Source organism: Escherichia sp. KCJ4928, from assembly GCF_004352695.1.
Lineage (GTDB): Bacteria > Pseudomonadota > Gammaproteobacteria > Enterobacterales > Enterobacteriaceae > ECMA0423.
This window is the reverse complement of the sequence record NZ_SJWV01000099.1, coordinates 1-14,863: the sequence shown is the minus strand read 5'-3', so window position 1 is coordinate 14,863 and position 14,863 is coordinate 1. Positions and strand designations below refer to the sequence as shown.

At 52.1% G+C, this 14,863-nt stretch carries 15 protein-coding genes; 1 reads left to right on the top strand and 14 read right to left on the bottom strand.

What is annotated here, in order from left to right:
- Positions 1-145: 145 nt before the first annotated feature.
- From cpsB to wza, 14 genes are all read right to left on the bottom strand, one after another.
- Entirely contained in the window at positions 146-1,582 is a 1,437-nt protein-coding gene (gene cpsB / locus E0D98_RS14805; RefSeq protein WP_000079243.1) for a mannose-1-phosphate guanyltransferase, read from the bottom strand.
- 2 nt (positions 1,583-1,584) lie between these two features.
- Positions 1,585-2,808 (bottom strand): colanic acid biosynthesis fucosyltransferase WcaI, encoded by a 1,224-nt coding sequence (gene wcaI / locus E0D98_RS14800; protein WP_000699704.1) that lies wholly within the window; start codon positions 2,806-2,808, stop codon positions 1,585-1,587.
- Positions 2,805-3,284 (bottom strand): GDP-mannose mannosyl hydrolase, encoded by a 480-nt coding sequence (gene gmm, locus E0D98_RS14795; RefSeq protein ID WP_000479841.1) that lies wholly within the window; start codon positions 3,282-3,284, stop codon positions 2,805-2,807. The genes wcaI and gmm overlap by 4 nt, the downstream gene beginning before the upstream one ends.
- Before the next feature lie 2 nt (positions 3,285-3,286).
- Positions 3,287-4,252 (bottom strand): GDP-L-fucose synthase, encoded by a 966-nt coding sequence (fcl, locus tag E0D98_RS14790; RefSeq protein WP_000043606.1) that lies wholly within the window; start codon positions 4,250-4,252, stop codon positions 3,287-3,289.
- A 2-nt stretch (positions 4,253-4,254) separates the two neighbouring features.
- Positions 4,255-5,376 carry a GDP-mannose 4,6-dehydratase gene (gene gmd, locus E0D98_RS14785; RefSeq protein WP_000048190.1) on the bottom strand — a complete coding sequence of 374 codons (1,122 nt, stop codon included), beginning with the start codon at positions 5,374-5,376 and terminating at the stop codon, positions 4,255-4,257.
- Between the two features lie 25 nt (positions 5,377-5,401).
- A complete protein-coding gene (gene wcaF / locus E0D98_RS14780) occupies positions 5,402-5,950 on the bottom strand; it encodes a colanic acid biosynthesis acetyltransferase WcaF (protein WP_001153581.1) in 549 nt (182 codons plus the stop codon).
- A gap of 15 nt (positions 5,951-5,965) precedes the next feature.
- Complete coding sequence (gene wcaE, locus E0D98_RS14775) at positions 5,966-6,712, bottom strand: colanic acid biosynthesis glycosyltransferase WcaE (RefSeq protein ID WP_000927061.1); 747 nt, start codon at positions 6,710-6,712, stop codon at positions 5,966-5,968.
- A 10-nt stretch (positions 6,713-6,722) separates the two neighbouring features.
- Complete coding sequence (wcaD, locus tag E0D98_RS14770) at positions 6,723-7,940, bottom strand: colanic acid polymerase WcaD (RefSeq protein ID WP_021542170.1); 1,218 nt, start codon at positions 7,938-7,940, stop codon at positions 6,723-6,725.
- On the bottom strand, positions 7,915-9,132 hold the full coding sequence (gene wcaC / locus E0D98_RS14765) for a colanic acid biosynthesis glycosyltransferase WcaC (RefSeq protein ID WP_001767441.1): 1,218 nt from the start codon (positions 9,130-9,132) through the stop codon (positions 7,915-7,917). Before wcaC ends, wcaD begins: the two co-directional genes overlap by 26 nt.
- Entirely contained in the window at positions 9,129-9,617 is a 489-nt protein-coding gene (wcaB, locus tag E0D98_RS14760; protein WP_000888740.1) for a colanic acid biosynthesis acetyltransferase WcaB, read from the bottom strand. Before wcaB ends, wcaC begins: the two co-directional genes overlap by 4 nt.
- 2 nt (positions 9,618-9,619) lie before the next feature.
- Entirely contained in the window at positions 9,620-10,459 is an 840-nt protein-coding gene (gene wcaA, locus E0D98_RS14755) for a colanic acid biosynthesis glycosyltransferase WcaA (RefSeq protein WP_000654503.1), read from the bottom strand.
- Between the two features lie 177 nt (positions 10,460-10,636).
- On the bottom strand, positions 10,637-12,799 hold the full coding sequence (wzc, locus tag E0D98_RS14750; RefSeq protein ID WP_047086581.1) for a tyrosine-protein kinase Wzc: 2,163 nt from the start codon (positions 12,797-12,799) through the stop codon (positions 10,637-10,639).
- Positions 12,800-12,801: 2 nt separating this feature from the next.
- Positions 12,802-13,245 carry a low molecular weight protein-tyrosine-phosphatase Wzb gene (gene wzb / locus E0D98_RS14745; RefSeq protein WP_000482901.1) on the bottom strand — a complete coding sequence of 148 codons (444 nt, stop codon included), beginning with the start codon at positions 13,243-13,245 and terminating at the stop codon, positions 12,802-12,804.
- Positions 13,246-13,250: 5 nt separating this feature from the next.
- Positions 13,251-14,390 carry a polysaccharide export protein Wza gene (gene wza / locus E0D98_RS14740; protein WP_000978094.1) on the bottom strand — a complete coding sequence of 380 codons (1,140 nt, stop codon included), beginning with the start codon at positions 14,388-14,390 and terminating at the stop codon, positions 13,251-13,253.
- Positions 14,391-14,698: 308 nt separating this feature from the next.
- On the opposite strand from wza, the gene E0D98_RS27395 reads away from it, so the two are divergent.
- Complete coding sequence (locus tag E0D98_RS27395; RefSeq protein WP_162829205.1) at positions 14,699-14,848, top strand: hypothetical protein; 150 nt, start codon at positions 14,699-14,701, stop codon at positions 14,846-14,848.
- The last annotated feature ends 15 nt before the right edge of the window (positions 14,849-14,863 follow it).

Sequence of the window (14,863 nt, the reverse complement as noted above, 5' to 3'; positions counted from 1 at the left end):
CCGTAGGTCGGATAAGGCGTTCACGCCGCATCCGACAGCCAGCGCCTGATGCGACGCTGCCGCGTCTTATCAGGCCTACAAATCCGAACCGTAGGTCGGATAAGGCGTTCACGCCGCATCCGACAACCAGCGCCTGATGCGACGTTTACACCCGTCCGTAGCGATCCGCGAAGCGCACCACATCATCCTCTTCGAGATAAGAGCCGGAGCGCACTTCAATTAAATCGAGCGGAATTTTCCCCGGGTTTTCCAGGCAGTGCGTCGCCCCCAGCGGAATATAAATGGACTCGTTTTCACCAAGCAGTTTGATATCACCGTCAATGGTGACTTTTGCCGTTCCCGCTACCACTACCCAGTGTTCCGCGCGGTGATGGTGCATCTGTACCGACAAGCCCTCGCCCGGTTTCACGGTGATGCGTTTCACCTGGTAGCGGTCGCCCGCGTCGATAGAGTCATATTTGCCCCACGGACGATACACTTCGCGATGCACCCGATGCTCATGGCGACCATCGGCTTTGATCTGCTCGACCACTTTTTTCACATCCTGCACCGCGTTACGGTCGGCAATCAGCACCGCATCTTTGGTCTGCACTACCACCAAATCTTTCACCCCGACGGTGGTGACCAGGCCAGATTCGGCATACACATAGCTGTTTTCGGTTTTGTGATTAATCACATCGCCGTGGCAAACGTTGCCCTCGGCGGTGTGGGCGCTAATTTCCCATAATGAGGACCAGGAGCCGACATCGCTCCAGCCCGCATCCATCGGCACCACAACAGCATCTGCCGTACGTTCCATGACCGCGTAATCCACCGACTCTTCCGGGCAGGCGAGAAACGCTTCTTCATCCACGCGAATAAAATCGAGATCCGGATCGACGGCGCTCATCGCTTTTTCACAGGCATCGAGAATATCCGGGCGATATTTTTTCAGTTCTTCGAGATAGCGTCCGGCGCGGAACAGGAACATGCCGCTGTTCCAGTAATATTCGCCACTTGCCACATAGGCCTGAGCGGTTTCCAGATTCGGTTTTTCGACAAACTGCGCCACTTCAAAGGCCACCGTATCCTGCTCACCCGCAGACACTTCACCGCGACGAATATAGCCATAACCGATTTCAGGTAGATCCGGCACAATGCCAAAGGTCACCAGCTTGCCCGCTTCGGCATACGGTATGGCATTACGCACGGCGGCACGGAACGCGTCTTCATCGGCAATCACATGATCCGCCGCCAGCACCAGCATTAACGGGTCGCTCTCCGGACTATGACGTGTTGCCGCCAGCGCCGCCAGCGCAATGGCTGGTGCAGTGTTACGCCCTGCCGGTTCGAGAATAATGTTCTCGGTGAGTTTGTTCAGTTGGCGCAGCTGTTCCGCGACAATAAAGCGGTGCTGCTCATTGCAAATCACCACCGGGCTTTCGCACTCTACGCCTTTCAGGCGGCAGATGGTGGTTTGCAGCATGGTGAGATCGCCTTTCAGGCATAAAAACTGCTTGGGGTAAAGTACGCGGGAAAGCGGCCATAAGCGGCTACCGGAGCCACCTGCCATCACAACTGGATAGAGTTTCGACTGCGCCATAATTATCCCCGAATATCATTTATAAATTGACGTAACACGTTCTCTTTATCGAGCGTACGTTCGGCATATTCACGTGCCACCGTGTTGTGTTTGGGCAGCAGGAGCGCCTGACGAATCCCCGCCACCAGCGCCTCGACCGATTCCGGTTCAACGCAAACCGCAATGCCCGGAAAGGTTTCGCAAAGCTGTCCCAGTTCTGTGTGGGCTTCTGCAGTAATCACCGCGTTACCGCCTACCGCCAGAATATTGGTCAGTTTCGACGGCAATACGGCATCTGCCGCGCCGCGTTTTTGCACCACCAGATGGCAATCGCCCATCTTCAGCAGTGCGGGTAAAGCGTCATACGATTGCAGCGGAAAAAATTGCATGTTGCGCAGACCACGCTGTTGCGCCATTTTTTCCAGCCGCGCTTTGCCGCCGCCCTGCCCGACAATGGCAAAAATCAGCGGTTCATCGCGCAGGAGATCGGCAGCTTCAATAACGTTTTCCAGCCCCTGCTTTTCACCAATATTGCCGGAGTAAAGAATGATTTTTTTGTTATCCGGCAGGCCAAGCTGGTTACGAAGGGCATCAACATCGGCGTCTGCAACATGCTGAAAACGGGCGATTTCCGACCAGTTGGGGAAGAAAATGATGTTATCCGCCGCCACGCCTTTTTCGATGGCTTTATTCATCATCGAACGCGAAATCGTGGAGACGTTATCGACGTTATGCAGTCCGCTACGTTCGAACGCCGTCGCCAGCTGCGCCACTTTGCCGCCTTTGCCTTTTCCGGCAAGGCCCAGCCCCAGCATGGCGTCCACTTCGTAATCCTGAATATGCAGCACGGTACGCGCACCAGAGAGTTTCGCCAGCAGGCGCATTCCCGGCGTGCAAAACAGCGTTGGCACCACGCCGATAATGCGATCCGGCTTCCAGCGACGTTGCGCCATCAGAGGAAAGAAACTGCTGACGGCAAAACTGCCGAGATGTAACAGGCGTTTCAGGGTGCTCGGCTGTTTTGGCACGTACAGCGGGCAGCGCCACACCGTGGCGGCCCCCTCTTCTCGTTTGTACCGCCAGGCGGAATAGTTCTCGCCCACCTGCCATTGCGGGTAGTAAGGCGGTGCGGTAATAACCCGCACCTCATGACCTTGTGCCGCCAGCCATTCCACCATCTCGCCGGTGTATTTGCCGATGCCGGTTAACTCCGGCGAGTAGTTAATGCCGTAGACCAGTATTTTCATAATCCGGGTACTCCGGTACGCTTCTCAGCGAGAAAATAGGCGCGGCTGTTAGCATGAACATTATCACTGGCGAGCAGCGCGTCCGACGTCAGCCAGCGGTAATCGTCATGCTGCTCATCCGGCAGTAACAGCTCTTCTTCCGCTACCGTGAAGCGAAAACCGAGCACCACATAGTGAGTGGTGAAATCCGTGCCAGAGAAGTTATCGTCATAAAAGTGCTGCCAGACACCGTAAAACTGGCCTGCTGTTATCGGCAGACGCAGCCCCAGTTCCGCCATCGTCAGCCGCTCAAATGCGGCCTCCAGCGTTTCGTCTTTCTGCACGCGCCCTCCCGGCACAAACCAGTAACCCTGCGCCGGGCGGTTGGTTCTTTTGCCAAGCAGAAACTCGCCGCGACTGTTCTCGACAATAAAGTCGAGAGAGACAAGCGGGGTGGAGCGCACTACCGTGGCAAAGTCTTCCTGACGTAAAAACATCATTACCCCCGAAAGCGGTCTTGATTCTCAAGGAACCACTGGTAAGTGCTGGCAAGCCCCGCTTCCAGTGAGATTTCGTGATACCAGCCAAGCTGATGCAGGCGCGTCACATCCAGCAGTTTGCGCGGCGTACCATCCGGTTTGCTGGCATCAAAAACCACCCGACCTTTGTAACCCACCACTTTGGCGATGGTTTGCGCCAGCTCGCGGATAGTGCAGTCAACGCCCGTGCCGACGTTAATGTGCGACAGCATCGGCTGGGTGTTCTCCAGCCAGACTTCGTGCGCCAGCTCCATGACATGAATGCTCGCCGCCGCCATATCATCGACGTGCAGGAATTCACGCATCGGTGTACCGCTGCCCCATACCACCACGTCCGGTGCATTCTGTGCCGTCGCCTCGTGGAAGCGACGCAGCAATGCAGGGATCACATGCGAATTACTCGGGTGGAAGTTGTCATGCGGGCCATACAGGTTGGTCGGCATGACTGAGCGGTAATCGCGTCCGTACTGGCGGTTGTATGATTCGCACAGTTTGATCCCGGCGATTTTGGCAATGGCGTAAGGCTCGTTGGTCGGCTCCAGCGTGCCCTGCAATAACTCGCTTTCTGCCATCGGCTGTTTTGCCAGTTTCGGGTAGATACAGGACGATCCAAGAAACAGCAGTTTGTTCACGTCGTTCTGATGCGCGGCGTGAATGATGTTGCTCTCAATCATCATGTTCTGGTAGATGAAATCCGCCGGATAGGTGTTGTTGGCAACAATGCCGCCCACTTTCGCCGCCGCCAGATAGACCTGGTCAATGCGTTCGCTGGCAAAGAAATCATGCACCGCGCGGCTGTCCAGCAGGTTCAGCTCGTCGCGGGTGCGTAATACCAGTTCCACATCACCGCGCTGTTCGAGCTGCCGCCTGATGGCAGAACCGACCATCCCACGATGGCCAGCGATAAAAATGCGTTGTTTACTCATGCTTATGACTCCAGCGCGATCGCCACGTCGTAGCCGTGAGATTTCAGCAGAGAGTGTTTTTTCGCCGCTTCGAGGTCATTAGCCACCATTTCAGACACCATCTCTCTGAGGGTGATTTCCGGTTTCCAGCCCAGTTTTTCGTGCGCTTTGGTCGGGTCGCCGAGCAGCGTTTCAACTTCTGCCGGACGGAAGTAACGCGGATCAACGGCGATAATCACATCGCCCGGTTTAACGCCCGGCGCGTCATGCCCGGTGACGGAAACCACAATGCCCTTCTCTTCAACGCCCGTGCCTTCAAAGCGCAGTTTGATGCCCAGCTGTGCTGCCGCCATTTCCACGAACTGACGCACGGAGTACTGAACGCCGGTCGCGATAACGAAATCTTCCGGCTGTTCCTGTTGCAGCATCATCCACTGCATTTTTACGTAGTCTTTGGCATGGCCCCAGTCACGCAGGGAATCCATATTGCCGAGGTACAGGCACGACTCCAGCCCCTGGGCGATGTTGGCGATTGCGCGGGTGATTTTGCGGGTAACGAAGGTTTCGCCGCGGCGCGGGGATTCATGGTTGAAGAGAATACCGTTACAGGCGTACATGCCGTAGGATTCGCGGTAGTTAACGGTGATCCAGTAGGCGTACAGTTTGGCGACCGCATACGGAGATCGCGGGTAGAACGGCGTGGTTTCTTTCTGCGGAATTTCCTGCACCAGACCGTACAGTTCAGAGGTGGAAGCCTGATAGAAACGGGTTTTCTTTTCCAGACCGAGGAAGCGGATCGCCTCGAGCAGGCGCAGCGTACCCATCGCATCGACGTCTGCGGTATATTCCGGTGACTCAAAAGAAACCGCAACGTGGCTCATTGCGCCCAGGTTGTACACTTCATCCGGCTGCACTTCACGCAAAATGCGCGTCAGGTTGGAGGTATCACTCAGGTCGCCATAATGCAGATGGAATTTCGGGTTGCAGGTGTGCGGATCCTGATAAATGTGATCCACGCGCTCGGTGTTGAATGACGATGCACGACGCTTAATACCATGCACCTCGTAACCTTTTTCCAGCAGAAACTCTGCCAGGTAAGAACCGTCTTGTCCGGTTACACCGGTGATGAGAGCGACTTTTGACATGTCTTATTCCTCTGTATTTTTGAATTTATTCAGTTTCAACGCGTTCGCGTATCACCACTGCGGGATTCCCCCGGCAAACCACATTTGCCGGAAGCGATTTAAAAACACTGCTTCGTGCACCCACGACGGTGCCGTCGCCGATTGTGACGCCTGGGGCAACAAAGACATCGGTTGCCAGCCAGCATTTCTCGCCAATCACAATAGGCGTGGCGTTAATGGTGAAATGTTGACTTGCATGGTCGTGGCTCCCGGTGCATAAATAACTTTTTTGCGATATCACCGAATGTGCGCCAATGGTTATTTCACCGAGGGTATATAAATTGACCTCATCGCCGACCCACGCGTAATCACCTAAGGTTAATTTCCACGGATAGGTAATTTTTACTGACGGCCGAATAACTACGTTTTTTCCTATTTTTGCGCCGAATAAACGTAATAAAAATGCCCGCCAGCGATACAATACTTGTGGCGACCAGGCAAATAATGTTGCCTGTACTGCCCACCACAATTGCACTTTAATAGCGTTGCCACCCCGGAACCCTTTCGGCACCGAGAATCCACTTAAATCCTGCATCGTTTTCCCTTATATTCAGCTTTTGTTATATAAGGCTTTCGTCTTTGAGGTAGTACGCTGGCGTAAATGCCAGGATAATTCTGCCCAGAAGCCAGGCACATGTAATATTTGCCGTTGGACTTTTTTCGCGTCAGCACACAATTCCATATTATTGGTGGTAGATACCCCACCCATAGAAAATTCAGACACCAGGCCATTGAGTTTTTTAAATGCATAACCTGCTTTATACATTTTGGCTGCCAGCGCGTAATCAGAAGAAACTTTATATTCCAGGTCATAACGCCATTTTTTCAAACCGGATACTGGGAAAAATATCGCCTGATGACTGGCGGGCAGGCTGTGATAAATATACCAACCCGGTTTGGCGCTACGTTTAATTTTATGCCCGTCGCCAAAATCCAGCAGCGCATCGCCGGTGATCATCACGTTATCTTTTTGCATTTTTAACTTACGGACAAAATATGCGGCATCCTGATGAAAAATATCGCCCGAGTTGAGAAACAACGCGAACTTGCCTTGTGCCATCGCAATGCCCTTGTTCATGGCGTCGTAGATACCGTTATCTGGCTCGCTGACAAAGCGTAGGTTATAGATACTATTGAGATTTTCCAGATACTCACGGGTACCGTCGTTGGAACCGCCATCGACAACAATCCATTCGAAGCTGATATCGTCCGCCTGCGCCAGATGCGCCAGCGAGGCATGTGTTTTGACTATCCCTTCGAGGTTACGAAACGCGACAGTGATTATGCTAAGCAACATGTTCTTATTCTTACCTCGTAATATTTAACGCTTTTCGCAAAATAAACGGACAGACGATTAAAAATGCATATTCCGGGCTAAATATCGAACCGGTAAAAAACAGCGATACCGGAGTAAAAAGATATAATTGCACGCGAAAATTGCGGTTATCACCAAAAGCGTTGATCATCATTTTTATCACTTTCCCCATGTACCACAGCGATAAAAACACCGCGAACCAGGAAAAATAAATAATCAGCAGATACAAACCATTGTCTATGGTTTTTCCGACATCCGCACCGTTAAATATTCCGAATGATGCGACATATTCATAAAGTGAGCCAAATCTGACTACACCGTCAATATGGGTCAAAGAATAACCGACCATCACCAGCGGACCGACAATACGATAATACGATGACGATCCTTCCGTACCTAAATCGCCCAGACGGGTGGAAATATAAGGAAACGCGATTACCACACCAACCAGGAATACAGCCAGAGAAATCAATGCTAACGGTAACTTTTTCTTAATCGCCTCTTTATTCAGATATTGAAATGCCCACTCCAGCAAATAAAACAGGATAAAGGTCATAACCCCTGAAAACGATCCGGATAATATTATCCCTGCGAGAATCATAGCATCTGTTTTAGGCGTTTTGATACCAAACTGTTTGATGCTGAGCCAAATTGAGATTAATGCCAGAGCGAAAAATGCCGGTTCGAAATAAAGTGCTGTCGTGCGCTTGCCGCCGAATTTAATGAAATTCAGCACATAGCTGTTGCTGTAAATCAGATATTTCGAAATCGACTCCATAATACTGCTGCCACCGGTGAGGATAATTTGCGCCATCTCCACCGCCGCCAGCGCCACCACCAGCCCGACCACCAGATAAAAGAAACGTAATATCTTGCGATGGTTGTGTGGCGAAATTGTTTTAAAACGAATACTCCACACCATGCCAATAATGATCACAATATAGACAAACAGCATGGTTGAAGTGACGTATTTACTGGCATCCAGCGACTGACCAAACAGATAGTTGAACGCCGTGAGCCCCGCGCCAATCCCCAGGGCAATCATCAATTTTCTAACGCTGATGCGTTCTAAAAACAGCAGTAACAAGACAGGTAAAAAAGTGACGATAGTGATGGGGAAACTTTCGCCAAGCTGGGCGATTTTGACGTTAACCAGCAGGTAGATCAGCGGCAGCAACAGGTAGCTACAGATTCTGATAGAAGTTGACATACTCCTCCAGCATCTGTTGTCCACTGTAGGCCGCGCGGCTGCGTTGGCTGAACTCAGCCAGCGTGGTACCAAATATCGCCTGCGCGATTTCCGGTTTGCTTAACTGCACCAGTTGCAGCACGTCTTCTTCGCTGACGGTTTTACCGCCGGATTTTTGCAACACTTCACGCGCCGCGTCGCTATGGGTGGCAATCACCGGCACGCCAATCGATAGCGCCTCACACAAAATCAGCGGGTAGTTATCGACGCGAGAACTGAATACCAGCGCATCCATCTGATTGAGCGCGCTCATCAACTTGCGCTTGTCAGTTTCAAAGCCGTGATTAACCACGTTGCCAGCGGTGAACGGCGAGAACTTACCAAAGGTATGCAGTTCGATTTTGTCGCCCAGCGCCATCATCTCGCGTACCAGTTGCTGGTTAGTTTTGCCGTCGTAACGCAGATCATGCGCCACCACCGCGATTTTCGGCTTGCCCTGGGTTTCGCGCACCGGAGGCAAGTCCGCCAGAATCGCTTCGGTTGCCATATCAATGCCATTATTGATAATCCTGCAACGCCCTGGCCCGTACAGGCTATTGAAAGCGTCAGCCACATGCTGGCTGGGGGAAATAAACTGACAGCCCAGTGCCAGCATCTCGCGGAATAACTGGCGTTTGCCCGCCACCAGCTGGTGTGCGCGATCAATCTTCACCGGCGGATAATTATTTAAGGTCGGGCATTTCTGGCAGCCCGTTTTCCAGCCTTCACAACCGTCGGTAAAGGCGCAGCGTCCGGTAACGCTCCAGTGGTCGTGCAGCGTCCAGACCAGAGTGGCGTCCGGTTTGTGGTTTTTCACCTTTTCGCAAAAGCGCACCACGCTGTTAAGATTTAGCCAGTAGCTGTGCAGCACATGAAAATGCAGGACCACCGGACCCGGTGTGCGAGTAATGGTGCGATATAACTCATTGAAATTGCCAAACAGATCGCGATTAAACAGACGAAACAGGGCAATATTCGCCATTGCGGTCATCCGCGACGTATGTTTGATGACCTGCGGATAGTTTTGATGGCTGACGCTCTCTTTGCCGCCTTTGCCGTAGCCGTAGACAAAATGTGACGCCAGCCCCTGTTGCAGCGCACGCTGGTGGAGATCTAACGCCACACCGGCTGCCCCGCCTTCCGCCAGTCGCACATTAAATTGCAGAATATTCATTTAATTACCTTCACTCGCGCTTTTTCTCCCACCACCAGCGCGTTGTCCGGGACAGAGTCGAGCACCACGCTGCCCGCGCCCACGGTGACGTTGTTACCAAGCGTGATATCACCAAGAATAATGACGTTGGCACCGAGTTCGACGCCGTTGCCAATGTGTGGACATGCCATGTTATCGGCACCACGATTGCCGATAGTGACGCCGTGGCGAATGGTGAAATCATCCCCCGCTACCACGTTTTTATTGATCACTACGGCGTAACCGTGATGGATAGTAAAGCGGCGGCCAATGGTCGCGGCGGCCTGGATTTCATAACCGAAAAAGCATTCGGTGATAATGCGATACAGCACCAGCAGCGGGGCCGCCCACAGATTGTTGAGGACGTTCTTTTTGCGCCACACCGAACAAAAATGAGCAACACGATAGGCAAGTACCATGCAGCACGGGCGTAAACTCCAGCTGTTGGCACGCAGATCTTCCAGCATCTTTAGCGCCCCCGAATACCATCAGCCAGACGTTTGCCGTTACGCACCGACAGCAGCGTCAGCAAAGTGCGCCAGGTCATACGTTTATTGCGGATCTGGTAGAGAGTAAACAGCTGATATTTTTTGCTGGCGCGGTCAAATTTATCTTTGTGCTTGCGGTAAAAGTGGAAGTACCCGGAGAATTTTTTCGGTGACGAGGTGATCTGCATTTCACCGTGATTGATATGCAGGATCTGCGTCGCCTCTTCCACTTTCCACGGTTCGCCATACTCCACCACCATCCGCAGGAAGATGTCGTAATCCTGTGCCGCTTTCAGTTCGGTATCGAACAAACACTCTTTGAAACGCCACGCCCAGGTAAAGACCTGATTGCCAATGATATTGCGTTTATAGAACAGGCGGCGTGAATACGGCGATTTGGGATACAGCGGCAAACTTGCCGGTTGGGAATAGACTTCACCCTGGCAAACGTAATCGTTAGCGTACAAAAAGGCGTGAGTGACCAGTTGCTGTTTATGGGCGAGGAAGACGCTCAGACGGTTGGGTGTCCATTCATCATCATCATCGATCCCGGTGATATATTCCCCTTGCGCCAGCATAATCGCCTGGTTACGTACCGCGCACGCCCCGCTGTTAATGTCGTTGTGAATGTAGGTAATACGCGGATCGTTGAGGGCGGTGACGTACTGTTGCAGTTGTTCCCAGGAGGTGGAGCAATCATCCACGATGATCATCTCCCAGTTGCTGTAGTCCTGGCGCAGGACCGATTTTATCGCCCGAATCGCCAGTTGTTGGCGGTTCCAGGTCGGCATATAGATTGAGATCAGCGGATTGTCTTTCATAGGTTGTTCTCCCGGAGTGTCGAGATGTTCTGCCGGTTTATAAGCTTGTTTACGGGTTCTGTTGCCGGATGCGGCGTGAGCGCCTTATCCGGCCTACGGAGCTGGTTTGCTTGCCGGATGCGGCGTGAACGTAGGTCGGATAAGATGCGTCAGCATCGCATCCGACAGCGGATGTCGTTATTTCGCATCCGACTTATATTCGTATTCGTAATAGCCATAATCCTGATACGCGCTGGCGCGGCGGAAGATGGAGTTCAGAATCACCCCTTTCACCGGAATACCGTTTTGCTCAAAGCGGCTCAGACTGGTTTCCACTTCTTTCAATGTGTTGACCGCATAACGCGCCACCATTAACGTCGTTCCGACATGACGACCAACAATTGCGGCATCGGTCACTGCCAGAATCGGCGGCGTATCAATCAACACCAGGTCGTAGTTTTTACTCGCCCAGTTCACCAGCTCGGCAAAGCGTTCGCTCATTAACAGTTCAGAAGGATTTGGCGGCACCTGACCGCGCGGGATCAGGTCAAATTTGGCAATAGAGGTCGGTTTAGCTGCGGTAGTAATATCGCCCTGACCAATCAGAATTTCCGACAGGCCATTAACGTTATTAGTGCCCAACAGCTCATGGGTGTAGCCTTTGCGCATATCGCAGTCGATCAACAACACCCGTTTATTGGTCTGGCTGATCACTGCCGCCAGGTTGGCGCAGACAAAGGTTTTACCGATTGACGGGCTAACCCCGGTCATCATCAACACATTGTTCTGCGCCTGCATCATCGCGAAGTGCAGACTGGTACGCAGACTGCGGATGGCTTCAATCGCCAGATCGGTTGGATTCCCCACCGCCAGTAGCTGGCTCTGTTTATAGCGTTTAACTCCTTTGATGGTTTTGACGCTATCGCGCGCTTTCTGCCATTCCGACAACGGGATGCTGGCATAGACGCTGATACCGTGTTCTTCCAGCACCTGCGGGCTTTCGATGCCACGATTAAACAACGAGCGCAGCAGCACACCCACGATAGAGAGCATCAGGCCAAGGATAATCGCGCCGAGGATAATCAGTCCTTTCTTCGGTTTCAGTACACCTGGCTGGGTGATTGCCGGGTCAACAATGCGCACATCGCCGACGGTGCTGGCTTCGGTGATTTTCAGCTCCTGCTCTTTATTCAGCAGTTGCATATAGACCTGCTGACCAGACTCGACATCGCGGGTCAGACGGACAATTTCCTGCTGGGTTTTCGGCATCGCCGTTACGCGACCATTAAGTTTGGCTTTTTCGTCTTCCAGCGCCTGACGTTTCTCCAGTAGCGTGCGGTACGCCGGGTGAACTTTGGTGTACAGCTTGGAGATTTCCGCTTCTTTAAAGGTCAGTTCGTTCAATTGTGCGTCGATGTTCACCATCGAATCGAGCACCGCTTTCGCTTCCAGCGGCAGATCAACAGAATCTTTATCCTGACGGAAGGCATTCAGTTTGTTTTCGGCAACATCGAGGCGGCTACGTACTTCCGGTAACTGTTGCGCGAGGAAAGCGAGGCTTTTCGACGCTTCCGCCGATTTGCGCTCAATATTTTGTTCCTGATAGTTACGGGCGATGCTGTTAAGAATGTCGCGGATCTGTTCACGATCTTCACCGGTATAAGTCAGGCTCAGTACGCCTGCGTCTTTTCCGTTCTCCGTTACCGTCAGGCTGTTTTGCAGTTGATTGATCATCCCCAGCGTGGAGTATTTGATGACGGTAAACTCACTGCCCGGGCGGGCGTGAATGGCTTCAACCATCAGCGTGACGCCTTCTTTTTTCAGCATCTGGCCCGCTTGCCCACGGGCGCTAAAGCCGCCATCACTGCTCAGGGTGTAGTTTTTGTCATCCAGCACATTAAGCGTAAACACCTGATCCGCCATCTCTTTCGGGCGGTTAAAGGTATTCACTTTCACCGTCTCGTTCTGACGCCCCATCAGGCGATCCCAGCCCGCCCCGAAAATCGGGAACGTGTTTTTGCTCACCGCAATATCGAGGTCGAGATCGTCCACCGTTTTACCAAGCACCAGGCGCGAACGAATCAACTGGATCTCGGCGTCCGATGCAGGCGGTTTGTTGGCTAATGCCGAACCAATGTCCTGCACTAACGAATTGCCGCTGTTTTGCTCGATTTGTACCAGTGCGTCGGCACTATAAATCGGCGTGGCGAAGAAAGTGTAAACCACGGCACAGAGGGCAAATACAGCGGTGATGCCAATCACCCACCAGCGCGCTTCAATGACGGTGCCGACCAGGCGACCAATATCGATTTCATCACTGCCCGTTACCGGAGCGGCATGTTGTTTTACTTTTTCTGTCATTCTTATACCTGCTCTGCGTTCAATGCCTGCGCCCACTGGCGGGCAGACCGTTCAAGTAATGTGTACACCGCTGCAAACGTTTCCCGGCTTTTGCGATACGGATCGGGGATTTCACATTCGTTATCCCAGTGACCAAACAGCATCACTTTGCCGCGCATCTCCGGTGCCATCTCGCATAAGCGTTCGATATGGCGCTTTTCCATGGTCAAAATCAGGTCATAGTTGCGACACAGGCGGCGGCTGATTTGCCGGGCACAGTGACCTTCCAGAGACAGTTGATGTTCTGCGGCGACGCTGATAGCAGTAGGGTCAGCGCCCTTACCGACCAGCGCGCCGAGTCCAGCGGACTCCACTTTCAGCTCCGGGTGATAACGTTGCAGTAAGCGTTCCGCCGTCGGGGAACGGCAAATATTGCCGACACAGACAACTAAGATGTTGTTAAACATGACGATTACCAGTTATGAATGTCGCTGGCTGTATCCGTCATGTAACGGACACCGCTAATAGTTGGCAGCAACTGATTGATCAGACGGTTCCAGCGGGAAACCGGGGCGGTGGTGACATACACCACGTCATAAGGTTGCAGGCGGAATTCTGTCGCCATCACCAGCGACGTGGCATCGGACATATCCAGCTGGTAGATATTGGCAATCTTGCCGTTACGCCCGCCCTCGCCTTTCAACGGACGAATGACAAAGATGCCGCTGGCGTTGGAGGTGGTCATGTCGATGCCTTCAGCATTGCCCAGGGCTTCAGTCAGGGTCATGCCGCTAAAGTCCATTTTCAGGGTGCTCTGTTTCTTCACTTCACCCATCACAAATACTTTCAGATCATCATTACGTGGCACGTAGAGAATATCGCCGGGGTAAAGCAGGCGATTCTGGTTGAGGTCGCCGTTTTGCATCAGCGCCTGCAAAGAAATGCGTTCTTCACGACCATTGTGTGTTAGCACCACGTTGCGCCAGTCAGCGGTGTCGGTCAGGCCACCTGCGGCGTTGATGGCATCGAGAATGGTCAGTGGCACATTGGTGATCGCCTGTTGACCGGATTTATTCACCTGACCGGAGATATAGGCCTTTTGTGAGCGGAAGGCGGCGATATTAACGTCCACCTGCGGGTCAGCGATGTACGTCGCTAAGCGCCCGGTAATATCACTGCGGATTTCAGCGAGCGTTTTCCCGACTACGTGAACCTTGCCGATATACGGGTAAAACATAGTGCCGTCAGGCTGTACCCAGTTGCCGGTGTCGCTGGAGCTGCGGTACTGACCAGCTGGCGTGGTGAGTTCCGGGTGATCCCAGACGGTGACATTAAGAACGTCTCCCGGCCCGACGCGATACTGGTAATTCGCGATCTCACTTTCCAGCGTCATATTGGGGCGCGCTACATTCGGGCGTGGGCGTAATTGGTCAATCAGGCGCGGGGTCAGCGGATAAACATTCACCATTTTGTCGAGATCGAAATCAGCGTCCTGCTGTTTGATGACGTCTTTGCCCATCGTCGACATATTGCTGCCCGGAAGTACTGTGCAACCGCTTATCAAGGTTACTGACACCAATAATGGCATCAATTTCATTTTGGATTTCATCATTGTTTATTTATCACTTTGGCAGAGTAATTATCCTGTGCACTATTAATAGCAATGTCGCCATGCACATTTACCTTGCAGTTAATTGAATAAAAATTTAACTGGCATCAGTCCTAAAAAAATTGATTTCATCCGCAGGCTATTGACAGAATAATTCAGACTGGTCTTTCAGGCATCCAGACACGCTACCGCCCCTGGCTTTTTAGCTACCAATACACTGATTTAGCTTAATTTTTCAAACCCTCTCTGCATACAATCGTTGATGAGAAAGGGTTATTGCGGAAATTAACTTCCGAATATAAGGTGACATTATGGTAATTGAATATTGGCTCTCCAATAATGCAGGAGGAAGTGTTACAGCTAACGGAATAGCAGGCAAGGTAACAATTCGGCAATTGGCTATTTTTAAGAATTATATTAAGTGTCATTCAATATGGTTTTTAGGAGTTTCTTTAGGTTGACAATATTTAATATTG